General features: G+C 62.2%; 21 protein-coding genes and 1 pseudogene. 14 read left to right on the forward strand and 8 right to left on the reverse strand.

Features of this window, described 5'->3' with window-relative positions:
• The first annotated feature begins 99 nt into the window (after positions 1-99).
• The gene (locus tag AC07VR_RS21145; protein ID WP_495012444.1) at positions 100-570 is read left to right on the forward strand and encodes a YbhB/YbcL family Raf kinase inhibitor-like protein; all 471 of its coding nucleotides are present in this window, start codon (positions 100-102) and stop codon (positions 568-570) included.
• Between the two features lie 237 nt (positions 571-807).
• On the opposite strand, the gene AC07VR_RS21150 is transcribed toward AC07VR_RS21145, so the two are convergent.
• The 3 genes from AC07VR_RS21150 to AC07VR_RS21160 are packed head-to-tail and all read right to left on the reverse strand — an operon-like array spanning position 808 to position 4,773.
• The gene (locus tag AC07VR_RS21150; protein ID WP_495012445.1) at positions 808-1,968 is read right to left on the reverse strand and encodes an iron-containing alcohol dehydrogenase; all 1,161 of its coding nucleotides are present in this window, start codon (positions 1,966-1,968) and stop codon (positions 808-810) included.
• Positions 1,969-1,970: 2 nt separating this feature from the next.
• On the reverse strand, positions 1,971-3,362 hold the full coding sequence (locus AC07VR_RS21155; protein WP_495012446.1) for an aldehyde dehydrogenase family protein: 1,392 nt from the start codon (positions 3,360-3,362) through the stop codon (positions 1,971-1,973).
• A gap of 37 nt (positions 3,363-3,399) precedes the next feature.
• On the reverse strand, positions 3,400-4,773 hold the full coding sequence (locus AC07VR_RS21160; protein ID WP_494992974.1) for a glutamine synthetase family protein: 1,374 nt from the start codon (positions 4,771-4,773) through the stop codon (positions 3,400-3,402).
• Positions 4,774-5,048: 275 nt separating this feature from the next.
• Between AC07VR_RS21160 and AC07VR_RS21165 the strand changes: the two genes are divergently transcribed.
• From AC07VR_RS21165 to AC07VR_RS21205, 9 genes are all read left to right on the forward strand, one after another.
• Positions 5,049-5,366, forward strand: a complete 318-nt coding sequence (locus tag AC07VR_RS21165; RefSeq protein WP_495012447.1) for a Rieske (2Fe-2S) protein — start codon at positions 5,049-5,051, stop codon at positions 5,364-5,366.
• A gap of 238 nt (positions 5,367-5,604) precedes the next feature.
• On the forward strand, positions 5,605-7,053 hold the full coding sequence (gene sufB / locus AC07VR_RS21170) for a Fe-S cluster assembly protein SufB (protein WP_494992972.1): 1,449 nt from the start codon (positions 5,605-5,607) through the stop codon (positions 7,051-7,053).
• A 15-nt stretch (positions 7,054-7,068) separates the two neighbouring features.
• A complete protein-coding gene (gene sufC / locus AC07VR_RS21175; protein ID WP_495012448.1) occupies positions 7,069-7,833 on the forward strand; it encodes a Fe-S cluster assembly ATPase SufC in 765 nt (254 codons plus the stop codon).
• Positions 7,830-9,149: a Fe-S cluster assembly protein SufD gene (gene sufD / locus AC07VR_RS21180; RefSeq protein ID WP_495012449.1), complete on the forward strand. Its 1,320-nt coding sequence runs from the start codon at positions 7,830-7,832 to the stop codon at positions 9,147-9,149. Before sufC ends, sufD begins: the two co-directional genes overlap by 4 nt.
• Positions 9,146-10,420, forward strand: coding sequence for a SufS family cysteine desulfurase (locus tag AC07VR_RS21185; RefSeq protein ID WP_495012450.1), 1,275 nt, complete (start codon positions 9,146-9,148; stop codon positions 10,418-10,420). Before sufD ends, AC07VR_RS21185 begins: the two co-directional genes overlap by 4 nt.
• Complete coding sequence (gene sufU / locus AC07VR_RS21190; protein WP_494992968.1) at positions 10,417-10,875, forward strand: Fe-S cluster assembly sulfur transfer protein SufU; 459 nt, start codon at positions 10,417-10,419, stop codon at positions 10,873-10,875. The genes AC07VR_RS21185 and sufU overlap by 4 nt, the downstream gene beginning before the upstream one ends.
• Positions 10,876-10,881: 6 nt before the next feature.
• On the forward strand, positions 10,882-11,730 hold the full coding sequence (sufT, locus tag AC07VR_RS21195; RefSeq protein ID WP_495012451.1) for a putative Fe-S cluster assembly protein SufT: 849 nt from the start codon (positions 10,882-10,884) through the stop codon (positions 11,728-11,730).
• Between the two features lie 10 nt (positions 11,731-11,740).
• Entirely contained in the window at positions 11,741-13,729 is a 1,989-nt protein-coding gene (locus AC07VR_RS21200; RefSeq protein ID WP_495012452.1) for a thioredoxin domain-containing protein, read from the forward strand.
• 522 nt (positions 13,730-14,251) lie between these two features.
• Positions 14,252-15,145 (forward strand): pirin family protein, encoded by an 894-nt coding sequence (locus AC07VR_RS21205; protein WP_495012453.1) that lies wholly within the window; start codon positions 14,252-14,254, stop codon positions 15,143-15,145.
• A 166-nt stretch (positions 15,146-15,311) separates the two neighbouring features.
• On the opposite strand, the gene AC07VR_RS21210 is transcribed toward AC07VR_RS21205, so the two are convergent.
• Entirely contained in the window at positions 15,312-15,863 is a 552-nt protein-coding gene (locus tag AC07VR_RS21210; RefSeq protein WP_495012454.1) for a GNAT family N-acetyltransferase, read from the reverse strand.
• A gap of 798 nt (positions 15,864-16,661) precedes the next feature.
• Here AC07VR_RS21210 and AC07VR_RS21215 point away from each other — a divergent pair.
• Together AC07VR_RS21215 and AC07VR_RS21220 are read left to right on the forward strand one after the other, a co-directional pair.
• Positions 16,662-17,324 (forward strand): hypothetical protein, encoded by a 663-nt coding sequence (locus AC07VR_RS21215; protein WP_495012455.1) that lies wholly within the window; start codon positions 16,662-16,664, stop codon positions 17,322-17,324.
• A 110-nt stretch (positions 17,325-17,434) separates the two neighbouring features.
• Positions 17,435-17,955: pseudogene (locus AC07VR_RS21220) on the forward strand (IS5 family transposase); the annotation flags it as partial.
• 36 nt (positions 17,956-17,991) lie between these two features.
• Here the strand turns inward: AC07VR_RS21220 and AC07VR_RS21225 are convergent.
• From AC07VR_RS21225 to AC07VR_RS21240, 4 genes are read right to left on the reverse strand one after another with little or no spacing between them, the layout of a single operon-like run.
• Positions 17,992-19,458 carry an efflux transporter outer membrane subunit gene (locus AC07VR_RS21225; RefSeq protein WP_495012456.1) on the reverse strand — a complete coding sequence of 489 codons (1,467 nt, stop codon included), beginning with the start codon at positions 19,456-19,458 and terminating at the stop codon, positions 17,992-17,994.
• A 21-nt stretch (positions 19,459-19,479) separates the two neighbouring features.
• A complete protein-coding gene (locus tag AC07VR_RS21230; protein WP_494992961.1) occupies positions 19,480-21,045 on the reverse strand; it encodes a DHA2 family efflux MFS transporter permease subunit in 1,566 nt (521 codons plus the stop codon).
• Positions 21,042-22,169: an HlyD family secretion protein gene (locus tag AC07VR_RS21235; protein ID WP_495012457.1), complete on the reverse strand. Its 1,128-nt coding sequence runs from the start codon at positions 22,167-22,169 to the stop codon at positions 21,042-21,044. Before AC07VR_RS21235 ends, AC07VR_RS21230 begins: the two co-directional genes overlap by 4 nt.
• 23 nt (positions 22,170-22,192) lie before the next feature.
• Positions 22,193-22,714 (reverse strand): winged helix-turn-helix transcriptional regulator, encoded by a 522-nt coding sequence (locus AC07VR_RS21240; RefSeq protein WP_494992959.1) that lies wholly within the window; start codon positions 22,712-22,714, stop codon positions 22,193-22,195.
• Positions 22,715-23,385: 671 nt separating this feature from the next.
• Between AC07VR_RS21240 and AC07VR_RS21245 the strand changes: the two genes are divergently transcribed.
• Positions 23,386-25,323 carry a DUF47 domain-containing protein gene (locus AC07VR_RS21245; RefSeq protein WP_495012458.1) on the forward strand — a complete coding sequence of 646 codons (1,938 nt, stop codon included), beginning with the start codon at positions 23,386-23,388 and terminating at the stop codon, positions 25,321-25,323.
• Between the two features lie 9 nt (positions 25,324-25,332).
• The coding region (locus AC07VR_RS21250) for a PEP/pyruvate-binding domain-containing protein (RefSeq protein ID WP_495012459.1) at positions 25,333-26,477 on the forward strand (1,145 nt) is incomplete at its 3' end.

Here is a 26,477-nt window from a genome sequence, read left to right on the forward strand (position 1 = left end):
GCGTCGCGTGCAACAAGAGTGCTTGTTATCGGGAACAGCGGAACCAGTCCGCGCGGCACAAGTCTGGTGTCAAACACACGTTAAAAAGAGGTAGCGGTCATGCCATTCATGCTCGAATCTCCCGCTTTTCATGCCCAAGGTCCGATACCGGCGCAATACAGCTGTGAAGGCCGGGATGTTTCTCCGCCGTTGGCCTGGAGCGGTTTCCCCCCAGGCACCCAGAGTCTGGCGCTGATCGTGGACGACCCGGACGCGCCGGACCCCGCTGCCCCCAGGATGACCTGGGTGCATTGGGTGCTCTATAACCTGCCCGCGGCGACAACCGAGTTGCCCGAAGACCTGCGCATGCTGCCGCCCGGCACGCTGCCGGGGCTCAACGACTGGCAGAAAACCGGCTACGGTGGCCCTTGTCCGCCTATCGGCAACCATCGGTATTTTCACAAGCTCTACGCGCTGGACACGGTCTTGCCGGACCTGAAACTACCCACCAAAGCCCAACTCGAAAGCGCAATGCGCGGCCATGTACTGGCAAAGGCCGAGCTGATTGGCACCTATCGTAAAATGAGGTGAGCGCAGGAGCTGCCGAAGGCTCGGGCCGCGTTCGGACGATCTTTGGCTGACGGCTTTTGTGCAGGAGCAGCCGGTCGAAGCTCGATTGCTCGCGATGGACTTACCACGGCCGACTGTAGGAGCCGAGCTCGCTCGCGATGGACGTTAACGATAACGCGTGCTTTCTGAATAAACGCGTCGCCCTTGAGTCCATCGTCGGAACGCCGCCCGGACCAATCGAGCGTCGACCGGCTGCTCCTACAGACGGCCGTGGTAAGCCGCTGCGAAAATTTCTGCCGCGCCATTTCGTGTCAATGGCAGCGGGTTGCCGCCGGCGCAGGGGTCGACAATCGCCATGTCCGCGATCAGATCGGCCTGCCGATCATCCACTCCCAGCTCAACCAGCGTATGCGGCACGCCAATGTCCTTGCGCAGCTTGAGGACGAAGGCCAGAAAGCTGTCGAAACCCGGGGTGGGCAGACGCAGATAAGCTGCCAGGCGGGTGATGCGTTCCTCGATGGCCGGGCGATTGAACTTCAGGACATAGGGCATGAACGTGGCATTGGTCATGCCGTGATGGGTGTCGTACAGGGCGCCGACCGGGTGCGCGAGTGCGTGCATCCCGCCCAGCCCTTTCTGGAATGCGGTGGCGCCCATCGCGGCAGCCGCCAGCATGTGCGCTCGCGCATCGAGGTCGGAGGGTGTGTGGACTGCCCGTACCAGTGCATTGGCCACCAGGCGCATGCCTTCCACCGCGATACCTTCGGCCATGGGATGAAAACCGGGGGCGCAGTACGACTCCAGGCAATGGGCAAAAGCATCCATGCCCGTGCCGGCGGTGACTTTTGCCGGCATGCCGACGGTGAGGGCCGGGTCGCTGATCACCACCCGCGGCATCATCTTCGGGTGGAAGATGATGCGTTTGGTGTGCGTACGCTCGTCGATGATCACCGCCGCACGGCCCACCTCGGAACCGGTACCGGCGGTGGTCGGCACCGCGATGATCGGGGCGATACTGCTTTCGTCGGCACGTGTCCAGTAGTCGCCGATGTCTTCGAAATCCCAAACCGGTCGGGTCTGGCCGCTCATGAAGGCGATGAGCTTGCCCATATCCAGGCCGCTGCCACCGCCGAAGGCGACCACGCCATCGTGTTTCCCGGTATGCCAAGCCTGGAGCCCACCCGCCAGATTGGCTTCCACCGGATTGGGCTTGAGGTCACAAAACAGCGCTACACCGAGGCCCGCAGCGCGCAAGGAGTCCAGCGTTGCCGTGGTGATCGAGGAACGTGCCAGGCCACTGTCTGTGACCAGCAACGGTCGCTGGATACCTTGACTGCGGCAGATCTCGGCCAGCTCGGCGATGCGGCCGACACCGAAGCGGATGCTTGTGGGGTAGTTCCAGTTCGCGGTCAGGCTCATGTTCAGATCTCGTGGCGCAGATGGAAGGATTTTGCTCGAGTCAGGTTTTCGTAGCCAATGCGCGACAGCGTTACGCCGCGCCCGCTGTCCTTCACTCCGGTCCAGGCCAGGGCCGGGTCCAGATAGTCGCAGCGATTCATGAAAACGGTGCCGGTTGCGATCTCGTCGCCCAGGCGTTCGGCGGCGGCGAGATCTTGCGTCCAGATGGAGGCGCTGAGCCCGAACGCACTGTCGTTCATCAAGGTGATGGCTGCCTCGTCGCTGGCAACCGGCATGATCCCGACCACCGGGCCAAAACTCTCCTCGCGCATCACCGACATGTTATGGGTGACGTCCACTAACACCTGCGGCGCGAGGTAGGCGCTGCCGGGCGCGTCGGCGGCAAAAGCCTTTGGATCGATCAGTGCACTGGCCCCCAGTGCCAGTGCTTCGGCGATCTGCCGGCGAACGGATTCGGCGGCGCTCGGTGTCACCAGCGGGCCCAGTGTGGTGGCTTCGTCCAGTGGGTTGCCCAGCACGTATTGGCGAGTCAGGGCGACGAAGCGTTCGACAAAGGCCGGGTAGATTTTTTTATCGACATAGATCCGCTCGATGGCACAGCAGCTCTGCCCGCTGTTGAAGAAGCTGCCGTCCACCAGGTTCTCCACCGCATGCTCAAGGTTGGCGTCTGCGCGGACATAGGCCGGGTCTTTGCCGCCGAGTTCCAGCCCCAGGCCGAGGAAGCGTCCCATGGCGGCGACTTCCATGGCCTTGCCGGCGTCCACCGAACCCGTGAAGTTCACCTGCTGCACGCTTCCTGAGGCGATGATCGCGGCGGTCTGCCCATGATCGAGCAGCAGGTTGTGGAACAGGCCTTCGGGCAGATTGGCGCGGCGAAACGCCTCGGCGAAGCGCTCACCCACCAGCAGCGTTTGCGTGGCGTGCTTGAGGATGACGCTGTTGCCGGCCATCAGCGCCGGGATGATCGAATTCACCGCAGTAAGGTAGGGGTAGTTCCAGGGCGCGATGACCAGCACCGTACCCACCGGTTCGCGTTTGATATGGCGCCGAAAACCCGCGAGAGGGGCGGGTGCTACCGCCGCCAGGGCTTCAGGCGCAATAGCGATCATGTGCCGGGCGCGTTCTTCGAAACCGCGCAGCTCGCTGGCGCCAAAGCGGACCGGGCGGCCCATCTGCCAGGCCAGCTCCGGCACGATTTCGGCGCTCATCGCCAGCATCGAGTCCACGGCGGCGCTGCAACAGGCTGCGCGTTCGCTCAGCGGCCGGCGCTTCCATTGCGCCTGGGCGGCGCCGGCAGCCGCCAGAGCCTGCTCGATCTGCGCCGCCTCGGTGCGGCGGCGTTCGGCGTAGACCCGGCCATCGACCGGTGAGATGAGTTGAATCATTGCGGTCATGACTTTCTCGATAATGGACAGCTCAATAATGGATTTCTCAATAGCGCTCAAAGCCGCGCTGCAGTTCCCAGTCGGTTATCCGCCGGTCGTATTCTTTCTGTTCCCAGTCGGCGGTATGCACGTAGTGGTTGACCACCTCATCACCGAATGCCTCGCGCAACATGGTCGAGGCCCGCAGCGCGGCGCAGGCATCGCGCAGGGTCTTGGACACTTCAGGCAAGTGCTCGTCGAGGTAGGCATCGCCCTCAAAGGGCGGCGCAAGGCTGAGCTTCTCGTCGATGCCGGCCAGGCCCGCGGCGATCAAGGCGGCGAAGGCCAGATAGGGGTTGAGGTCGGCGCCGCCGATACGGCATTCGATGCGGATGGCTTTGCTGCCCTCTGCACACAAGCGAAAGCCCGCGGTGCGATTGTCCCGACTCCACACCGCCCGCGTCGGCGCGAAGGTGCCGGCCTGAAAACGCTTGTACGAATTGATGTAGGGCGCGAGAAAACAGGTGATGTCGTTGGCGTATTTGAGCTGCCCGGCCACCCACGAGCACATCAGCCTGGACATGCCAAACTTGGCCTTGGGGTCAAAGAACAGGGGCTTCCTGGTATTTTTGTCCCACAGCGAATTGTGTATATGGCTGCTGGAGCCCGCGGCGTCATAGCGCCACTTGGCCATGAACGTGATCGCCTTGCCCTGCAGTTGCGCGATCTCTTTGCAGGCGTGCTTGATGATGACGTGGTGGTCGGCCATGGTCAGGGCGTCGGCATACCGGATGTTGATCTCTTCCTGGCCCGGCCCCCATTCACCCTTGGAGTTTTCCACGGGAATGCCTGATGCCTGCAGGTGTTTGCGAATCGCTCGAAGCACCGGCTCCTCGCGGGTGGTCTGCAGGATGTTGTAATCCTCGATGTAGTGGCCGGCGGTCTTCGGGTTGCGGTAGTTGCGCTCGTGGATAGCCTCGTAACTCTCGTCAAACAGATAGAACTCCAGCTCGGAGGCGAACATGCCGCTGTAGCCGCGCTCGCGCAGTCGCTCGACCTGCTTTTTCAGGATCGCCCGCGGGCTGTGGGGCAGGTCCCGCCTGTGGTGATGATCGAGCACGTCGCAGAGCACCAGCGCCGTGCACTCAAGCCAGGGCACGCGACGCAGTGTGGCCATGTCGGGTTTGAGCACAAAATCGCCATAACCTTTGCTCCAACTGGCAGCGGCGTATCCCGGCACCGGCTCCATGTCGATGTCGTCGGCCAGCAGGTAATTGCAGCAGTGGGTTTCTTCATGGCCGCTGTCGATGAAAAACTCGACCTGGAATCGCTTGCCGACCAGTCGCCCCTGCATATCGACCATGCAGACCAGCACGGTATCGATTTCACCGCAGGCGGCGGCGAGCTTGAGTTCTTCAAAGCTGAGTAGGGGCTCGGTCATCACGTCAGTCCTGCGTGAAATGCTTGGGCCTGTCTGAAATAGCTGTTGCAGACGCTCTTCAGAAAACCCAAAACCTGCCGGAGCGAGCATCATGAGCAATGAGCTGCTGAAAGCTTAGCCTACTGTTGCTGCGCGCAAGTTTTGGGGGAGCGAAACCCGACGAATCAGGAGCAGATCCAGAAGCTAAAATGACATTCAAGAGGGGGCCGTGCAGCTGTTGAGTCGGGTGACTCAGCATCATGGCCCGAGCGCCGGTCGCACCCTGGAGTGGCACCATGAGTGAATTCGTCAAGGTCGCCTGCGTGGGCGATATCGAACCCGGTACCGGCAAGACCGTGAACCTTGGGGGAACGCCCGTCGCGCTGTTCAATGTGGGCGGCCAGTATTTCGCCATCAACAACAGCTGCCCGCACGAGGACGGCCCACTGGGCGAAGGCACGCTTTGCGGCAGCGTCGTGACGTGCCCCATACACGCCTATGAGTTCGACGTGATCAGCGGCGAATGCCTCACGGAATCGGCTTATCAAGTCGAACAGTTCGAGGTCCGTGTGGACGGCGACGACATCCTGGTGCGCGAGCCGGCAGAGACTTGAGCACTGCGGGCTGCGGGCTGCGGGGCTGGGGGGCTGCAGGCTGCGGGCCTTGTAGGAGCCGAGCTTGGTCCGGGCGGCGTTCCGACGATGGCGATATCAAGGACGCCATCGCCGGCAAGCCGTGCTCCTACAGGTTTTGCGTACCCCCCGTTCGGACGATCTTGGCGATCTCGCACGCGCCGCAAGGGAGTATAGTAAAAAGATCAATTCGTCCTGCCAGACGCAGGAGGAGTCAGCGATGAGCACTGACAATGCCAGGATCCGCGAACTCAGCAGCCGGGCGTACAAGTACGGCTTCGTCACCGATTTGGAGAGCGACGCCGCCCCGCGCGGGCTCAACGAAGACGTCATCCGCCTGATCTCGGTGAAGAAGAACGAGCCGCAGTGGCTGCTCGACTGGCGCCTGAAAGCGTACCGCCACTGGCTGACGATGCGCGAGCCAACCTGGCAGAACGTCCATTACGAGCCCATCGACTACCAGGACATCATCTATTACTCGGCGCCCAAGCCGAAAACGCCGGGGCCCAATAGCCTCGACGAGGTCGACCCCGAGCTGCGCGAGATGTTTGGCAAGCTCGGCATCTCGCTCGCCGAGCAGGAGCGCCTGACAGGCGTGGCGGTGGACGCTGTGGTCGATTCGGTCTCGGTGGCGACTACTTTCAAGCACAAACTCGCCGAAGTCGGCGTGATCTTCTGCTCCTTCTCCGAAGCCGTGCAGAACCATCCGGAGCTGGTACGCAAGTACCTGGGTTCGGTCGTCCCCTACAGCGACAACTTCTTCGCCACACTGAACTCGGCGGTGTTTTCCGACGGCTCCTTCTGCTACGTGCCCAAGGGCGTGCGCTGCCCAATGGAACTGTCGACCTACTTTCGCATCAACGCCGCGGATACCGGCCAGTTCGAGCGCACGCTGATCGTCGCCGAGGAGGGCGCCTACGTGAGCTACCTGGAGGGCTGCACCGCGCCGATGCGCGACAAGAACCAGCTGCACGCGGCGGTGGTCGAGCTGGTCGCGCTGGACAACGCCCAGATCAAGTACGCCACGGTGCAGAACTGGTACCCGGGTGATGCAGACGGGGTCGGCGGCATCTTCAACTTTGTCACCAAGCGCGGCAAGTGCGCAGGCGCGCACTCGAAGATCTCCTGGACTCAGGTCGAAACCGGTTCCGCCATCACCTGGAAGTATCCGGGGGTGATTCTCCAGGGCGACTATTCGGTCGGCGAGTTCTACTCGGTCGCCCTGACGACCAACCACCAGCAGGCGGACACGGGTACCAAAATGATCCACATTGGCCGGCACACGCGCAGCACTATCCTCTCCAAGGGGATCTCAGCCGGCCATGGGCAGAACACCTACCGCGGCCTGGTGAAAATCCAGAAGGCCGCGACCGGCGCCCGCAACCATACGCAGTGCGACTCCCTGCTGCTGGGCAGCCAGTGTGGCGCGCACACCTTCCCCTATGTCGAGGTGAAGAACCCGAGCGCCCAGGTCGAACACGAAGCCTCCACCTCGAAGATCAGCGATGAGCAGCTCTTCTACTGCCGGCAGCGCGGCATCCGCGAGGAGGACGCGGTGCCGATGATCGTCAACGGCTTCTGCCGCGAGGTGTTCAAGGAACTGCCGATGGAGTTCGCGGTGGAAGCCCAGAAACTGCTGGGCGTGAGCCTGGAGGGCTGCGTGGGCTGAGGCCCGGGGTGGAGCATGCTCGAGATCAATAATCTGCACGCCAGCGTCGAGGGCCGTGAAATCCTGCGGGGTATCACGTTGCGGGTCGACGCCGGCGAGGTGCACGCGATCATGGGGCCTAACGGCTCGGGTAAAAGCACGCTGGCCCAAGTGCTGGCGGGCTTTGATACCTATGAGGTCAGCGGCGAGGTGCTCTACGAGGGCCAGGATCTGCTCGCCATGGCGCCGGAAGAGCGCGCGGTCGCCGGCATCTTCCTCGCGTTCCAGTACCCGGTCGAGATCCCTGGCGTCGGCAACCTCTACTTCCTGCGCACCGCCCTCAACGCCGTGCGCAAGCAGCGCGGACTCGAGGAACTCGACGCGCTGGATTTCCTCGCGCTCGCCAAGGAGCGCATGGCGCTGGTCGAGATGGACCAGAGCTTCATGAACCGCTCGGTCAACGTGGACTTTTCGGGTGGCGAGAAGAAGCGCAACGAGATCTTCCAGATGGCGATTCTGGAACCCAAACTGGCCATCCTCGACGAGACCGACTCGGGCCTCGACATCGACGCGCTGCGGATAGTCGCGGCCGGCGTCAACGCGCTGCGCAGCAAGGATCGCGCGCTGCTGGTCATCACCCACTACCAGCGATTGCTCGACTACATCGTCCCGGATCGCGTCCACGTCATGGCCAACGGCCGGATCGTGCAGTCCGGCGACAAGGCCCTGGCCGTCGAACTCGAGAAGCACGGTTATGGGAGCTTCGAGCAGGCACCGTCAGCGCCCGGAGCCATGCGATGAATACTCCGGCGAGCGTAGCGTTTCTCGCGCGGCTTGAGCCCAGGGCCAACGACCGGCAGCCCGCCTGGCTGGGAGAATTGCGCAACGCAGCGTTCCAGTGGGTGGCCGAACACGGCTTTCCTGCGGCCAAGGACGAAGCCTGGAAGTACACACGCGTTGCGCCGATCCTGGAGACTTCTTTGCGGCCAGCCGAGCCGGGCGCGAGCGGGGGCCTGTCCGACGCCAGTATCGAGCAGCTCGTCGGCAACTATGGCGGCCCGCGGCTGGTCTTCGTCAATGGCTATTTCGCTGCCGAGTTTTCGGTGCTTGAGGCGCTACCTCCAGATACCCGGGTGACCCATTTCGCCAGGCTGCTGTCGGCCGACAGCGGGACGCTCGAAGCGCCGTTCTCCCATGCCTTCCGCACACGACCGCAGGCGTTCACCGCGCTCAATACGGCCCTCGCCGAGGACGGAGCCTTGGTGCAGATACCTGCCCATACGACGGTCGATGAGCCGATCCATCTGGTGTTCCTCTCGGCCCCGGGCGTCACACCGCTGATGACCCAGCCGCGCGCCTTGGTGCTGATGGGAGCGGGGAGCCGCGCGACCCTGGTGGAAAGCCACGTCGGCAGCGGGGCAGAGGTCTACCTCAGCAATGCCGTCAGCGAAGTGGTACTCGACGCGGATGCGGCGCTTGAGCATTACCGGGTGCAGAACGAGAGCACGGCGGCGTTCCATGTCGCGCTGCTCAATGTGCGTCAGGCCCAGGGCAGCCACTTCGCCGCGCACTCCTTTGCACTGGGTGCGGCGCTGGCACGGCAGGAGGTGCGGATCATGCTCGAGGGTCCCGGCGCGCAGGTCGCCCTGAACGGCCTGTACCTGCCCCGGGGCGAGCAGCACCTGGACAACCAGACGACCATCGAGCACCTGGCACCGCGCTGCACCAGCCGCGAACTCTATAAGGGCGTGATCGATGATCGCGGGCATGGGGTCTTCGACGGGCGGATCATCGTGCGTCCGGGTGCGATGAAGACGGATGCCAGCCAGACCAACAAGAATCTTTTGTTATCGGGGTTGGCCCAGGCCAACACCCAGCCACGGCTGGAGATCTTCGCCGATGACGTCAAGTGCGCCCACGGCGCCGCCATCGGCCAACTGGATGAGCAGGCTATTTTCTACCTGCGCTCGCGGGGGATTCCCCTGGCGGTGGCGCGGTCTATGGTGATCTATGCGTTCGTCAGCGAGATGCTGGAGCTCATTCACCTGGAGCCGCTGCGGGCCCATGTGGAGCGACTGGTCGCCGCGCAGCTGCGGGGCCTGGAGGTGTCGGCATGAATGACCTCGAAAGCAGCCTTCAGGCACGCTCGAAACAGCTCGACGTTGCGCCAGGCTATGACGTCGAGCGCGTGCGCCAGGCGTTTCCGATCCTCAAGCAACGGATCTATGGCAAGCCGCTGATCTACCTCGACAGCGCCGCGACCAGCCAGAAGCCGCAGGCGGTCATTGACGCGATGTCACGCTTCTTCCTGCAGGAGAACGCCAACGTGCACCGAGGTGTGCATTACCTCTCGGTGCGCGCCACTGAGGAGTACGAGAAGGCTCGGGCCAAGGTCCAGGGCTTCCTCAATGCCGAGCACGTCGAGGAGATTGTCTTCGTCCGTGGCACGACCGAAGCGGTCAATCTCGTGGCGCAAACCTATGGCAAGGCGCAGCTGCGCGCGGGCGACGAGGTGCTGATCAGCACCATGGAGCATCACTCCAATATCGTGCCCTGGCAGATGCTCTGCGAGCAGACCGGCGCCCGGTTGCGGGTGGCCCCGATCAACGACGCAGGCGAACTGCTGCTCGATGAGCTGGAACGGCTGATCGGGCCCCGGACCCGGCTGGTGGCCGTTACCCATGTCTCAAATGTGCTCGGCACCATCAACCCGATCCGGCGCATTGTCGAACTCGCCCATGCCCGTGGCGTGCGCGTAATGGTCGACGGCGCCCAGGCGGCCCCCCACCTTAAGGTCGATGTGCGAGCGCTGGGTTGCGACTTCTACGCTCTGTCGGGTCACAAGATGTACGGGCCCACCGGTATAGGCGTGCTCTACGGTCGCCACGAGCTGCTCGAAGCCATGCCGCCCTACCAGGGCGGCGGCGACATGATCCTCTCAGTCAGCTTCGAGAAGACCCTCTACAACAAACCGCCGTACAGGTTCGAAGCAGGGACACCGAACATGGCCGGCGCGATTGGTCTCGGCGCGGCGGTCGACTTCCTGGGCCTGCTTGGGCCAGCGGCCATCGCCGCCCACGAGCAGGCGGTGCTGGCCTATGCACAGAAGGCGCTCGCGGCAGTGCCGGGCCTGCGGCTGATCGGCACCGCGGCGCAGAAAGTCGGCGTCCTCTCGTTCGTTCTGGACGGCATCCATCCGCACGATATCGGTACCATTCTGGACCGTGAAGGGGTCGCGATCCGCACCGGGCACCACTGCGCGCAGCCGTTGATGAACCGCTTCGGTCTGGCCGCCACCGCCCGCGCCTCGCTCGGCTGCTACAGCACCGAGCAAGATATCGATGCGCTGGTGGCAGGTCTGGCCAAGGTCCAGGAGGTGTTCCGGTGAGCAACGATGAACTGCGCGACCTCTACCAGGACGTGATCATCGACCACGGCAAGCGGCCGCGCAATTTCCGCGAGCTCCTGGACGCCACCTGTACGGCGGAAGGTTTCAATCCGCTGTGCGGCGATCAGCTCAGGATTTATATCAAGCTCGCGGACGGCGTGATCGAGGACATTGCCTTCCAGGGGGCCGGCTGCGCCATCTCCCAGGCCTCGGCATCCCTGATGACCCTTGCAGTCAAGGGGAAGAAGCCGCAGGAGGCACTGACACTTTTTGCCCATGTGCATGCGCTGCTCACCGAGGGGCCAAACGCCCGGGTGACGCCCGCGCAGCTTGGCAAGCTCGCGGTGCTTTCAGGGGTCTGGGAGTTCCCGGTGCGGGTCAAGTGCGCCACCCTGGCCTGGCACACGCTGCGCAGCGCCCTCGAAGGTGGCAGCTCACAGGTCACGACGGAGTAATAAGCCATGGCAGCCGATCTACCCATCCCCAGCATTCGTCTCAGCGACTCGGCGCAGCGAATCTTGCGCGACGCCCTGGAGGATGGGCGCGTGGACGGGGTGCGGCTCAATATCGACGAGCGCTTCGTGCATAAGTTGCTCTTCGAGCCCGGCGAGGAAGGCGATATGGCCGTCGAAACGGACGGCATCAGCCTGTTGCTCGATCCGGCGAGCGCACGGCGAGCCGATGGCCTGTCCATCGATTTCGTGCATGACCTGCGCGGCGCCGGTTTCCAGTTCGACAACCCGAACCAGCCAAGACGGCCCCAGTGGATAGAGCTTGCGCGGGACTGCGCGGTGACCCTGATTCCGGGCGGGGAGCGGCTGCAGTTGGGGCGCGGCGAGCGCGTGGTGGTGACCCAGGCACTCGGTGGCAGCTTCACGGTTCAAATCTCCAGGGGCCGGCTGGCGCGGATCGCCGCCGCCGACGCCGATGCCCTGGGGCTGGATGTTCACCAGGGCGGGCAGCCCCAGGCGAGCGCCCAGCCGGCGGCGAGCGGCGCCTTCGACATCCGGCAGGTGCTCGATATGCTGCGCACCGTCTACGACCCGGAGATTCCGGTCAATGTGGTCGATCTCGGGCTGATCTACCAATGCCAGGCCCGGCCGCTCGCCGACGGCGGTCAGCGAGTCGAGATCAAGATGTCCATGACCGCGCCCGGTTGCGGGATGGGCGACGTGCTGAAGGAGGAGGCGCGCACCAGGGTCGAAACCATCCCCGGGGTCAGCCAGGTCGAGGTCGAAATCGTCTGGGAGCCGCCCTGGGATCAAAGCCGCATGTCCGATGCAGCCCGCCTGCAGTTGGGTCTGTTGTGAGGAGTCAGTGATGAGCAATCGACTCGCCAGGGAAACTTCACCTTATCTGCGCCAGCACGCAGAGAACCCCGTCGATTGGTATCCCTGGGGCGAGGAGGCGTTCCGCCGCGCGCGCGACGAGGACAAGCCCATCCACCTGTCGCTGGGTTATGCCGCCTGCCACTGGTGTCACGTAATGGCCCATGAGTCGTTCGAGAACCCGGAGGTTGCGCGCCTGATGAATGAGCGCTTCATCAACATCAAGGTCGACCGCCAGGAGCGGCCTGACCTCGACGACATTTATCAAAAAGTCGTGCAGATGATGGGGCAGGGCGGCGGTTGGCCGCTAACGGTATTCCTCACGCCGGAGCGCGAGCCGTTCTTCGGCGGCACCTACTTCCCGCCGCAGGAGGGTTACGGCAGGCCTGGGTTCACCCAGCTCTTGCACGGTCTGAGCGCGGCCTGGCAGAACAACCGCGCGGCGATGCGCCAGAACGTCGAGCTGCTCCTCCAGGGCTACCGCGAGATGGAGACGCTGATGGTGGAGGGCGAGACGCCGCCGGAGCAAGACCCACCGGCCGTTGCTGCCCGACTGTTTGCGAAGAACACCGACCCTGTGCATGGTGGCCTGGGCAGCGCACCGAAGTTTCCCAACCCGGCGTGCCACGATCTCGTCCTGCGCCTCTATCAGCGCTTGCACGAGCCGGACTTGCTGCAGTCCCTTGCGCTGACCCTCGATTGCATGGCCGCCGGTGGACTCTACGATCACCTGGGCGGCGGCTTCGCTCGCTACTGCGTGGATGAGCGCTGGGCCGTACCGCATTTTGAAAAGATGCTCTACGACAACGGCCAGCTGGTGAAACTCTATGCCGACGCCTATCGCGCGACCGGCAAGCCTGCCTGGCGGCGCGTGTTCGAAGAGACGATCGACTACCTGCTGCGTGACATGACGCATCCTGAGGGCGGTTTCTACGCCAGCGAAGACGCTGACAGCGAGGGTGAAGAAGGCAAATTCTATGTGTGGACACCCGCGCAGGTGCAGGCCGTCCTCGGCGACCCGGACGCCGCGCTGGCCTGTCGGGCCTGGGGTGTGACCGACAGCGGGAACTTCGAGCATGGCAGCACCGTGCTGCACCGCGCCGTCGCACTGGACGTGACGCAGGAAGCGCAACTGGCGGGCCTGCGCGACAAGCTGTTGGTGGCGCGTGCCCGGCGCGTTCGTCCGGGGCGCGACGAGAACATCCTCACCAGCTGGAACGCGCTGATGATCCAGGGTCTTTGCGCCGCCTATCAGGCGACCGGAACCGCAACTCACCTGGACGCCGCGAGACGCGCCGCCGATTTCATTCTGGACCGTCTTTCGACGCCCGAGGCTGGCCTGTACCGGGCTTGGCGAGAGGGCACGGCCAAGGTTCCGGGCTTTCTCGAGGACTACGCCTTCCTCGCCAACGCGTTGCTCGATCTCTACGAGTGCGACTTCGATCAGCGTTATCTCGAACGCGCCACGCGGTTGGTCGAGCTGATCCTCGAGAAGTTCTGGGAGGACGGGCTCTACTTCACGCCCAGTGATGGCGAGCCGCTGGTGCACAGGCCCCGCGCACCGCACGACAATGCCTGGCCGTCGGGCACCTCGAGCAGCGTATTCGCGTTCTTGCGACTCTTTGAGCTGACCGGCCGCGAGCTATACCGCGAGCGTGCCGAGCAGGTGTTCACGATGTACCGCGCCGCAGCCGCCCGGAGTCCCTTCGACTTTGCCCATCTCCTGGCGGCGCAGGACTTCGTACAGCGTGGCCCGGTCAGCATCGTCATCGCTGGCGAACGTTGCGCCGCCAGCGCCTTGGTGGCGAGCCTGCGACGCCGCTACCTGCCGGCACGGGTCCTGGCCTTTGCCGAGGATGTGCCCATCGGCGTGGGCCGGCATGCGATCGCGGGGCAAGCCAGCGCCTATGTGTGCCGTAACCGTACCTGCGAAGCGCCAGTAACCAGTGCCGCGGAGCTCGTAGAGCGCTGCCTGGGGTGAACGTCTATGCACATTCCCTTGGGCTAGTAGCTATTGCTGGAAGTTGTACCTCGGTACTTTCTGTTTGCGGGTACTTTTTGTCCGCGCCCCCACGCTCTGGAATATCGACGGATAACACAACATGCCATGAGCAGGCTTATTAGCGGCCTGACAGAACATCCTCCTGCAAATGCTTGACGATCTGCTCAACGAACGCGCCGGCTCAGGGTGTTGGGCGGCATTCCCATGCGCCGCGCCAGCAAAACTGCCTGCCTGCACCACCTGAACAAACATCGAGATTTCGTTGAGGTCCAGCACCGTATTACTTCCAGGAATGGACGGGTTCAAGTCAATTATGCCTACTACTCAATCAATAGGCGTCTGGATACGCTGGGCTCAATTTCGTAAACCCTTTCAGGAAAAACGCTACATGACACTTTCAACGACGGCTTTGAACCGCATCGTCTGGGCCATTCGTATCTTCGTGGCCTTGCAGCTGCGGCAGGCCAATACCTCTGACGCCGCTTCGAAAATGGAGAGAACATGAACATGAGTCCCGCCACCGCTCCCCAAAAAAATGCCTCGCGCGACATCAGCCTGCGCACCCGCGGTCATGGGCACGGCCCCATTGTTCGACTCATGAGTCCTTCGGACCTGGGCCAGTTACTCAAGCCGTTTGTGTTTCTCGACCTGATCGACGCCGATACGTCGCTCATTGGCAGCATGCCGTTGCATCCCCATTCGGGGATCGCGACCATTACCGTGATCACTGAAGGCAACCTTCGCTTTGATGATCCGGATGCAGGTTTCGGACTCATCGGCTACGGCGGTGTCGAATGGATGCGCGCAGGCGGGGGTGTCTGGCATGGGAAAGAAATGTCTGCCGGCACCTCGGCGCGGATCCAGGGGTTTCAGCTGTGGATCGCGCTGCCCGCTGACCTGGAAAACGCACCGGTCGACAGCCAGTACCTGGAAGCACACGCCATCCCGCAGGTAGGGCCGGCGCGCGTAATCGTCGGCGACTACCAGGGCATTCGCAGCCCCGTACGTGCCCCTTCGGGCCTGAACTATCTATTGGTGACACTGGCCGCGGGTCAAAGCTGGGAGTACCAGCCACCGTCCGGGCATGAGGTGCTTTGGCTCAGTGTCAGTCGGGGAACGGTTCATACACCGCAGCTTGTCCAGGCGGGAGAACTCGTCGCCTTCGTGCCAGGTAACGGTGCGTTGAAACTCGAGGCTGGGGACAAGCAAGACGTGGTGTTTGTGCTCGGGTCGGCCATTGCTCACCCGCACGATCTGCATATGGGTAACTACTCCGTGCACACCAGCCTGGAAGCGTTGAAAGCCGCAGAGGCAAAGATTACGGAGTTGGGCAAACGTCTACGGGCAGAGGCCGGGCAGCGGTCCGGATCGGTTTCAGTACCGATCTACAAATGACCCGACTCCGCTGCTGAAAGCGTTTTGACTGATGCAGGTTCAGGGGGGCTGTCAGAAAATTTGTGTTCGGCCATCACCACCGCTCGCTTCGACAGCCTGAGCAACCACCTGCATCTGGGCGTAAGCGAGCGGAGCCATGTAATGCCCCAAGAGGTCGACACCGCCATCACGCGCTTGTCGCGTGCATGGAGTTGTTATGCGATGTATTCCAGTCTTGGCAAGTCAACCGGTACAAGCGCACCGGCCGACCATGAAATTCAAGAACGTCGAACTCGTTAAATCCAGCATGTTCAGCAACTCTGAGCGAGGCCACATGCTCCGGCTCGATTATTACGACGACGGATGCCAGTTGCCTGCGAGCAAAAGCGAAATCAAGAACTCCTTTGGCTGCTTCGCACGCAAGACCCTGGTTCCAGTACCTTCTGGCCAACCGATAACCCAAATTAGCTTCTTCTACTCCGTCAACCAATTCTGGCCCAACACCACAAAATCCAACGAGGTCATTGGAAACCTTTTCCACCAGCGCCCATGGACCCATTCCGTGAGATGCATAGCATTCCAGACACCAGTCAATAAAATTACGCGTGGCATTCTCGTCGCAAACCCCACGAACAGAGTACTTCATCACCTCAGGATCGCTCAGAATCTCTGTAAGTGCGGGCAGATCCTGCCGCGATAATGGCCGCCCGATCAGCCTCTGTGTTTCAAATAAGTGCACTCGTTCCTCCTTGTGCATAACGCTAAATTAAGGGGCACGCCTTAGTGCGTCCCTCTTGAATGCAAGGTTAGTTGGCAGCATCCCGGCCACGTACAGACTCCGATTATGGCTAACTGTAATTAGATTCTGTACGAAAATTCGCTGAGTTAGACAATCCCGAATGTTTTCACGCAACCCAGACCAAAAGTGAATGCTGTCAATCGCAGCTACTGGGGGCGGGGATTGAAGTCCTTCAACTCGCAGACATGCTGCGCAAGTTTTACCTTAAGTCTGCACGTGTCAGTGGCAGTTCTTTGCTGTTATTGGGAATGATACTTGAATGTAATTCGGTCGATATTGGTCTGTTTGCGCATGCTTATTCACTGTTCGTGCGATCAACGGCACCGGTTGGGAAGCAGCCCTGCTGCTACGCGCATTAGAGAGAAGGATGCTGGCATTAGGCGGTAGCGTTAAGGTGTTAATTTGCCACCGTCTGTCGGCAGTACTGAACGATCAGGGGGTACCGGCCTCTGAACATCCAGCGGACGGCATCCTTGTGAACCTGATCTGCGTCAGTAGTAAAAAAGAAGTGGACGTTGAACCTCATGTGCATTGAATGCAAATGGGGCTTTTTTTACTCGGAATTTGGAGTGGCCGAATGCCAGGATCCGTGACTCGCTGGGCGAGCCGATTTTTTTTGTAATACCAAGTCTTTGATTTGGTTCCGTTTGTACGAGATTGATCATGGTTGTGATGAAGCAATTCATAAGCCTGTTAAGTGATCAGTTTGCACTATTGTATTAAGTGGGGGAATTAACCGTGGCGTTAAATACAATTATCAGCCTTCTCGAGCAGAAAGAGACCATGGAGTTTTTGCGGTTAGGACTTGTTTATGTTCATCTTGTGGCCTGTTGCGTAGCTATTGGTCTGGTATTTACCAGTGATGTTGCGATGGTCAATGATTTATTAAAGGGTCGTGTGTCGACCGAACACGATAATGCGCATATGCAGAGTCTTCAAAAGACTGTGGTTATTGCATTGGTATTTTTGTGGATCACAGGGGCGGCTGTGATCGGTGTGGATTATCTTGATAAGGGAATGAGCTATTTTGCGAATCCGAAACTCCAGGCCAAAGTCATCATTGTCCTGCTACTGACGTTTAACGGTATGTTGTTGCATCGTGCCGTGCTGCCTGCGCTGCAAAAGGCCGGGTCGTTGTTCGATCTCACGTTTGGCGTTCGGATGCTGGCTATTTTCTCCGGCGCGCTGTCGGGCGTGTCCTGGATGTATGCCGCGATGCTGGGCGTTGGGCGCCCCCTTGCGTGGAAATATTCGCTGTTCGAGTTGCTGATGGCTTATCCGGTGCTGATTGTGCTTGGGTTCGCGATGATGCTGGCGCTGACCCAGTGGGCGCGAAAGCAGAGCATGGCAACGCGGGATGAGGAAGTTTCATCGCCGCAAACCAGTATGAATGCACGCTAGGTTTGTACGAAAACCCTTGAAACACCGAAATGGGTAAAATCGCCGCCATCAAAGGCAGGAGCCCCTGATGGCCAAGCGATACAAACTCAGCGATGCGTCCTGGGAAATGATCGACGGTCTATCAACGCTTTCGCGACTGGCGCAATCGAGGCATCTTTGACCAAATGCTCAAGCGCCTGCATATCAGGCTCAACGAGCAAGGGTTGATTGATCTGGACACCTGGATGATCGACTCCACCGCGATACGCGCAACCCGAGCCTCTTCCGGCACCAGGAAAATAGGGGGCCTGAAGAACCGCTAGACCATGCACTGGGCCGCAGTCGCGGCGGCCTCACGACCAGGATTCATATGCTCTGCGATTCGACCGCAATCGCTCTGTGTTTCAACCTGTCAGGTGGACAGGCCAGCGATATTGATCATGCGCAGCCGTTGCTTGATCAGGTTCAAGTCCCAGGCAGCCAGAGGGGACGACCTCGCAAGTGCTGTCGCTGGCTATTGGCGGACAAAGGATACGATGCTGAACACCTTCGGCGCTATTGCGACCGCTACCGGATGCAGCCGGTGATTCTTTTGCGCACCATGAAGCGTAAGCCCAAGCCTGGCTTGCCCAGACTGTTCGACAAGCCCAAGTCTCAAAAAGTTGGGTTTTCGCCGACCGTACCGGCGCTACTCTACGGTCCATCCGCCCCCTAGAGCGCGGAACGTGGCCACTGCGGCACGCGCATCGTTGGCATTGAGTTCTGCCATCTGGTCTCGTGTGCGGAGTAGTTCGCGGTCCTCGTTCAACACTTCGATCAGGCTCACCGCACCGCCTTGGTACGCCTCGCTCGCTGCTTGTCGCGCGGCTTGTCTGGAGGAGATTTCAAGGGCCAGATCCTGACGTTGGGCTTCTAGTTGAGTCAGGGTCACCACGGCATTTTCGACGTCTTCGCTGGCGCGCAGCATCGACTGGCGGTATTCAGCCAGCGCCTGGGCATTTGCGCCTTTGGCCTGGGCGACCTGCGCGTCGACACGGCCGAAATCAAACAGGCGCCAATGCAGCCCCAACAGCGCCTGTGGCTGGAATGCCTGTTCTGTAAAGAGTGAACCGCCATGCAGGCTGGAGAAACCCAGGAGGCCACCCAGCGAAACCTTCGGGTAAAACTCCGCAGTGGCTACGCCAATCCGCTCGTTGCTGGCGGCCAAACGCCGCTCGGCCGCGATCACATCAGGGCGCCGGCGCAGCATTTGTCCTGGGGCGATGTCGGAAGGAATCTGTGGAATCTTGTAATCAAAAAAATCGGGCGGGGTACCGGCCAGATCGCGGGCATAAGTACCGGGCGCGGCGCCCATCAGCACGTCGAGGCGGTTGAGTTGCACCGCCAGTTCGGTTCGCAAGGGCGGCAGGGTGGTACGCGCCTGTTGCAGCACTGCCCGGGCCTGGGCGGTCTCGCGCTGGTTGCCCAGCCCTTGGGCCAGGCGTGTCTCGACCAGATCGAGCAAATCGCTTTGGTTTTTTACCTGCTGTTCGGATACCTGAATACGCTGCTGAGCACCGCGAATGCGCAAGTAAGCGTCAGCTGCTTCGGCGGCAACGGAAACGCGTACACCTGCCTGGCTGGCTTGCGCGGCCTGGGCGTCGTCCAGCGCTGCCTGCTCGCCGCGCTTGAGCCCCCCCGCCAGATCCAGCTCCCAGCTCGCGCCGGCGCCGATGTCGCTCAATGTCTGGTTGCGGTCATAGCCGGGCTGGCTGCTAGCCAATTGGCCCTGCGGGCTTTTCAATGACTGGCGTTGCCGCACGACCTGGCCATCGAGGCTTCCTTGAGGCAGGCGCGTCGCGCCGGCCTCTCGGGCGACGGCACGAGCCTGCTCCACGCGGGCCATGGCCACGGCCAGGTCAAGATTCTGCGCCAGAACCCTCTGAATCAACTGGGTCAGTTGCGGGTCTTCAAAGCCTTTCCACCAGCTTTCCAGCTCGGGTGCGGGGCGCCCGGCGTCGCGGCGCTGCAAGGCGTCCTGCGCCATGAACTGAGTGGCGGCCTGATCGGCGGGGCGCTGGTAGTCAGGACCCACTGTGCAGCCGGCCACCGTGATGGCCAGCGCAGCCAGCACAAAGCGCCCATAGGGAAGCATGCGATCAAGCAAAGTGTTCATCGAATAATCCTTCAAGCGTGATTAATGAGCGTCGGCGGACGGTTGTTTGGGCGGCTGAACTTTACGCATCAACGGCACCAGCAACGTGGCGACCACGAAGCAGGCCATGATCATCAGGAAAGCGTCGGCATAAGTTAGCGTTTGTGCCTCCCGCCAGGTCAGGGCCCACAGTTGATGCAGTGCGACCTGGCTGGCATCAATGCTGTTCTGCCCGAGCAGTTGTGCATTCACGGTCAGTTGGTCGAGCCAGGTATTCATGGCTTCGTTGCGGGTATTGAGGTGCTCGGCCAGTCTTAGAAAATGCAGGTTGGTCCGGTCGTTGAGCACGGTGGCGCAGGCGGCGATGCCAATGGCTCCGCCCAGGTTGCGCATCAGGTTGAACAACCCCGAGGCGAGCTTGAGGCGGTTAGGGGCCAAGGCGCCGAGGGTGAGGGTGACGACGGGCGGAACGGCCATTTGCTGGGCAAAGCCCCGTATTGCCTGCGGCAGCAGCAGCTCTTTGGCGCCCCAGTCATGGGTGATGGGGGAGAAGTCCCACATCGACAGGGCAAACAAGGACAGCCCCAGCATGAGAATCCAGCGCAGGTCGATGCGGTTGGCCAACATCGCATACACCGGGATCGCCAGCAGCTGGAACACGCCGGTGGAAAACACCGCCAGGCCGATGTCCAGCGAGCCGTATCCACGTACGCGCCCTAGAAACAGTGGCGTCAGGTAGATGGTGGCGAAAATGCCGATACCGGTGATAAAGGAAAACAGGCAGCCCAGGGCAAAATTGCGATCGCCCAGTGCGCGCAGGTCGACGATGGGTTCGGAAATTTCCAGGCAGCGCCATATGAACAATCCGCCACTAATGCCCGCAATCCAGGCGGTGGTAGCGATGGTGCTGTCGCTGAACCAGTTCCAGCGCGGCCCTTCCTCCAGGGTGTACTCCAGACAACCAAGAAACACAGCCATCAGGACCATGCCGATATAGTCAGCACCCTTGAGCAAGGCAGGGTTGGGCCGGTCAACCTTGACCAGCATCGGCACGACAAAAGTCACGAACAGGCCGGGTACCAGGTTGATATAGAATAGCCAGTGCCAGGATGAAATGTCGGTGATCCAGCCGCCCACTGCAGGGCCCAGGGTCGGGGCCAGCGAGGCGATGGCGCCGATGGTGGAGGCTGCGATCACCCGCTGCTTGCCGGTGAAATACATGAATGCCGTGGTGAACACCAACGGGATCATCGAGCCGCCGAGAAAGCCTTGCAAGGCGCGAAAAGCGATCATGCTCTCGATGTTCCAGGCCAACGCGCACAGCAGGCTGGTCAAGGTGAAACCGGCTGCCGACACGGCGAACAACCAGCGCGTGCTCATCACTCGCGAGAGCCAGCCGGACATGGGGATCACGATGATTTCCGCGATGAGGTAGGCTGTCTGCACCCAGGCCGTATCGTCTGCGCCGGCCGACAGGCCGCCGCCGATGTCCTTGAGCGAGGCGGAGACGATCTGGATGTCGATCAGGGCGATGAACATGCCGACGCACATGGTGGCGAAGGCGGCGACTTTTTGTGCCATGGTCAGTGTGGGCAGTGGGCTGCTCATGGCTGGCCTGCCAATGCAGCGTCGTTGTGCTGCAACGCATCATGAGTGTTCACTTGAGCAACAACCGACAACCCGGGACGTAGTGCACCCAATTCGGCATCGGCGATGTCCAGACGTACCCGTACCGGCACTCGCTGGACGATCTTGGTGAAGTTGCCCGTGGCGTTTTCCGGTGGCAGCACGCTGAACTGCGCGCCAGTGGCCGGTGCCAGGCTTTCGATGTGACCGTGAAACTCACGGCCGGGCAGGATATCGGCCCGGATGCTGACACCTTGGCCAACCTGCATGCGCGCCAGTTGGTCCTCCTTGAAGTTGGCGTCGATCCACAGCCCCTTCGCCGGCACGACCGAGATCAGTTGGCTACCAGCGGCGGCGTAGGTGCCGACCCTGGCGCGGCGGTTACCGACATAAGCATCCACGGGCGCGCGCAACTCGGTATAGCCGATGTTCAGCTGGGCCTGTTCGCGCTCGGCTTGTGCTTGTTGCAGCGCTGCCCGGGCCTGGCCGCGTTGACTTTCGATCACCGCCAGTTGACGGCGTGCCGCCAGCAGTACGGCGTCAGCCCGAGCGCGATCAGCTCGGGCGGTTTTCCAGGTGGCATCGACCCGCTGGGCACTCTCTACCGACACAGCCTGGCTGCGCACCAGATTCTGATAGCGCGTGCGATCATCTCCAGCCCGTTGCGCTTCGGCATCCGAGGCATCGATCTGTGCCTTGGCCTGGTCGATCACCGCCTGTTGCAGCTGTTCGGTCGCATCGAGATTGATCAGGCTGGCCTGCTGCGCCGCCACGGCGCCATCGGCCTTGGCCAATGCGGCGCGATAGTCGCGCACATCGATACGGGCAAGCAGATCGCCGGCTTTGACAAACTGGTTGTCCAGCACCGCCACCTCACTGATATAACCCGGCACTTTGGCGCTGATGACCGTGACATCGGCGCCCACGTAGGCGTCGTCGGTATCTTCGATGAAGCGGTCGACCAACCACCAATGGCTGCCATAGCCGACGGCGCCGATCACGGCGAGGGCCAGCAGCCCCAGGCGCAATGCTTTCTTGCGGCGGGCGGGGGCGGATGAGGCGGGGGTGTCTGCTTGTTTGGGCTCAGCGCTGACTTGAGCTTCCATGGCGAAATGACCTCTGCGGAAGGTTAATTGGGAAAGTGACTGACCAGAGCATCGGTCTGGCGGTAGGCCTGGCCGGTACGGACACGCCATTGAGTCAATTCATCGGCATCGTGCGACACATGTACTCGGTGGCCCTCATGGGTGATGGGCTTACCGGTATTGGCATCCATCAACGCCAGCGCCACGGGTTGTCCGGTTGTTTCGTCTGCCAGGAAAACTTTGTCTGAACCGCTGGAGTGGCGGGCGCCCCAGGCCATCAGCGTCAGGATGACCGGGCGTAGATCCCGGCCCGCTTCGGTGAGGTGGTACTCATGGCGTGGCGGGTTGTCCTGATAGGGGCGGCGCTCCAGCAAACCGGCTGCCACCAGATCATTCAGGCGGCGGGTCAGGGTGTTCGAGGCGATACCAAGGCTGTTGAGGAACTCGTCGAAACGGCGCAGGCCGTAGAAGGCATCGCGCAGGATCAGCAAGCTCCAGCCGTCACCAATGTGCTCGAGGGCATGGGCGACCGGACAAGGCATGGGTTGGAAGCTGGCTCTTTTCATCGGGATTCTCCAGATCGGTGTTCGTTTATATTTCGGTCATAATATTACATAGTGAATTTCATAATGAAAGTTACTCTGACGAAGAATCGGTGCCGATCGTCGGCCAGCTCTCGGCGCCGGGCCGGTACGATTGCCTGCTCGCTCGATGGCGCAGGGGGAGGGAAGGATGCGAATGGATATGCGGGGCTTTGTTGGTCTTTTTTAGTCTGGGCTCAGCAGGCCTTTGGTGCCCCGTATTCCTTGAAAACCGCGTGGCTGGTCGCGCTTGGGTGACCAGGCAAGTCCTCGGCGGCGGGAGGCCGCGTACCGAACTACGATCAGGGGGGACGGTCAGGCCCGGTTAGTAGTCAGCGACAACAGATCTTCAGCATCTGCATGTGCTTTGACCGCGTCATTGCCTTGCGTGACCGACAGTTCCAAAGCGTGTCCCGCAGCACATCCGGGCTCCGTGTTCTAGAACAACTTGAACAGATAGAGCAAAACAAGGGTAAAAAAACGATGTGATTACCACCACTGGGCATCTCCCGCTGCAACCAGCCTTCCCCCCTCTGTCCAGCAGGTTTATGACGAACGGCCACGGCCTCCGCTGCCGATCATCCAGTCGCCCCCAGGGCGACACCCTGCGCGACTAATCTGAAGAGACAGGGGAAAGGTCCGGGCGAGGGTTCATCATGGTGGACAAGAGCAAGATCATGCTTGCCCTGGGCGAGGAGGTCATCGCCCTGCCGGCCTTGGTGAACACGGCGCTCGCCGCCAATGATCGGCTGAAATACCGATTCGCCCTGTTGCAGGCGGCTCGCTCCCATGCGCGACAACCAGACTTGCCATTTTCCTCAATGCACGTCGAGCGTTTGGCCTGCGGTGTGGATAGCGTAGAGCTGGATACAGTGGTCGGCAGTGCCCTGCAGGAGAATGGCCGCTATCGCATCCCTTATGCAGAGGGACTGGTCTGCGGTATCGTCGAGGACATGCAGGAAATGCTGGTGCCGCTCGGTCTGCAGACAAGCGGCGAAGAGGCGGAATTCACTACGCGACTGGCGCGTCTGTCAGAACGGATCCAGCGCCCTGCCGACGACCTGCTCGACGACCAGGCCCTGGGCCTGCTGACCTCAGGCGACCGCGAAGCCGGTGACAGCTGGCATCTGCTGGTGATGGATGCGCACAAGGCGCTCAACCAGGTGCAAAGCCGGCTTGCCGCGGAGTATCTGGAAGGGGCGGCGGTCTACAACATCGACGAGGCGGATCGGGACGCGGTGCGCGCGTTCATGGCCGGCCTCCACCAGACGGCGCCGCTCAAGTTCAACCATCCGGGCCTTGGCACCACGGTGACCCGTTCGGGCGACACCCTGATCATCCAGAACGACATCGGCACCACCGACGCCCATGTACTGGTGGTGCATGTGCGCGTGGACGAGGTGACCGTCACCTACACCGATGTCCACCTCCAGCGCTTGCAGTTCTTCCAAGGCTTGTTCGATGCCGTCGAAGTCGACTGGGAAGGCGCCCGTTCGCGCGAGGACCCGAGCATGGAGGATGGGCTCTATCGCCTGTGCATCGGTCGCTTCCGCTCCGCCCAGCGCGACAAGCTGCTGCAGTTCCTCGACTTGCTGGGCTCGCGGCTGGTGTTCCTGATCGACTGGAACAAGGCGCGCAAGCAGCTCAAGGCGTTCCTGCCGAACGAGGAGACGATCGCGCTGCTGTCCTGGGCGGCGAAGAACGGCTATGGACACATAGCTTTCCTGCTCTGTGGTGGCCAGCAGTTGCTATACGACACGCTCGAGTCGGCTGGCCACGGCAGCCTGCGCTATGGCGAACAACTCCAACAGATCATCGGCCTGCCGCAGGCGCGCCACCTGCTGCAGTTCGTGCTTGCAGCCTGCAGCAATGCTCTGCTCGCCGGGCGCTCCCAGGCGTTGGTGCGCGACGAGGTGCAAGCCGAGTTCTTCAGCTACTTCCACAGTGCTGAACAGGACTTGTTCGACGCGGTGGTCGAACACGCGGCCTACACCGTCGAGATCGCCGAAAGCCTGCGCGACGCCTGGCTGCAACTGGGCATCGCCGATTTCAACCAGTGCCTGGCGGCCCGTGCCCTGCGCGCCAAGGACTGGGAGCGGCGCGCCGACGACCTGGTGCTGCGCGTGCGCGAGAGGAGCCCACGCGTCGAATGCGGTGAATTCATGCTCCGGCTCGCCAGCCGTGCCGACGACGTCACCGATGAGCTGGAAGAGGCCGCCTTTCACTGCTCGCTGCTGCCGCGCAGCCCGTTGGCACACCCGGCCGCTGCTCCGTTGGCGGCGCTGTTCGCGCTCGCCCTGTCGGCGACTCAGGAATACCTCAAGGCGCTGGTCGCGGCACAGGCGTTGGGGCGGGGAACGGCGCGCGAGGACATGCAGGATTTCCTCCAGGCGGCGCACCGGGTAGTCGATCTGGAGAAGATGGCCGACGACACCCTGCGTCAGGTCCGCCATGCCTTGCTCGCCGAGGAGATCGAGGCGCGCGAGCTCTATGTGCTCGACGCCATCGCCGGCAATCTGGAGCGCGCGACCGATGCCCTGAGGCACACCGTGCAGATGCTGCGGGATCAGACGCTGGCCCGCGCGGCCCTGTGAGGAGTACCTATGAGCGACCTGCCCCTCATTCAGCAGATCTTCCATATCGGTGTCGGCGAGCCGGCACCGGCGGCCGGCGCCGATCGGCTCGGGGTCAAGGCCTGGAACCTCGCGGGCATGGCCGCGGCCGGTCTGCGGGTGCCGCCAGCCTTCGTTCTCACCACCGACTGGTACCGGGCCTGGCATCAGGCAGGAGGCGCGCTGCCGACACTCGGCGGTGCGCTGGTAGATCACATGCGCTGGCTGGAACAGCGCAGCGGCACCAGCTTCGGCGGCCACCGCCGGCCGCTGCTGGTGTCGGTGCGTTCCGGCGCGCCGGTGTCCATGCCGGGCATGCTGGAGACCCTGCTCAATATCGGACTGTGCGACGCCACTACCGCAGGAGTGCTGCGCATCACCGGCAACCCGCGCCTGGTGTGGGACTCCTACCGGCGCCTGGTGAGAAGCTACGCAGAAGTGGTGCATGCCGCACCGGCGAGTCGCTTCGATGATCTGACCGCCCGGCATCTCGCCACCGCGGGGGTCGCCGCTCCGGCAGAGCTCGACTTCCACGCGCTGCGCGCGCTCACCCGGGAGAGCCTCGAGCTGTTCCGCGCGGTAACCGGCCAGGAGTTCCCCCAGAATCCGCAGGACCAGCTGCAGGGCGCGGTACTGGCGATCCTCAGATCCTGGGACTCGGGCAAGGCGGCGACCTTCCGCCGGCTCAACGACATCCCGGAAGGCCTCGGCACTGCGGTCGCGGTGCAGGCGATGGTGTTTGGCAACAGCGGCGGCACCTCGGGCTCGGGGGTCGCCTTCAGCCGCGACCCCGCGACCGGCGAGAAGCACCTGTACGTCGACTTCCAGTTCAACAGTCAGGGCGAGGACCTTGTCTCCGGCCGCCACGCGCTGGGCGACCTGAACCTGTTCGAGCGCTGCATGCCGACGCTGGCGGCCGAGGTGCAGGAGGCCGCCACGGTGCTCGAGGCCGCATTCGGGGACATGCAGGAATTCGAATTCACCATCGAGGAAGGCGTGCTCTACCTGCTGCAGACCCGCTCGGGCAAGCGCACCCCTTGGGCGGCGGTGGTGGTGGCGGTCGAGCAGGTGCGCGAGGGCCGGATCGACCCGGCGCGCGCCCTGGAACGGCTCGCGGGTCTGGATCTGGAGGCTGT

This window comes from Pseudomonas sp. GW821-FHT02H09, assembly GCF_059421425.1.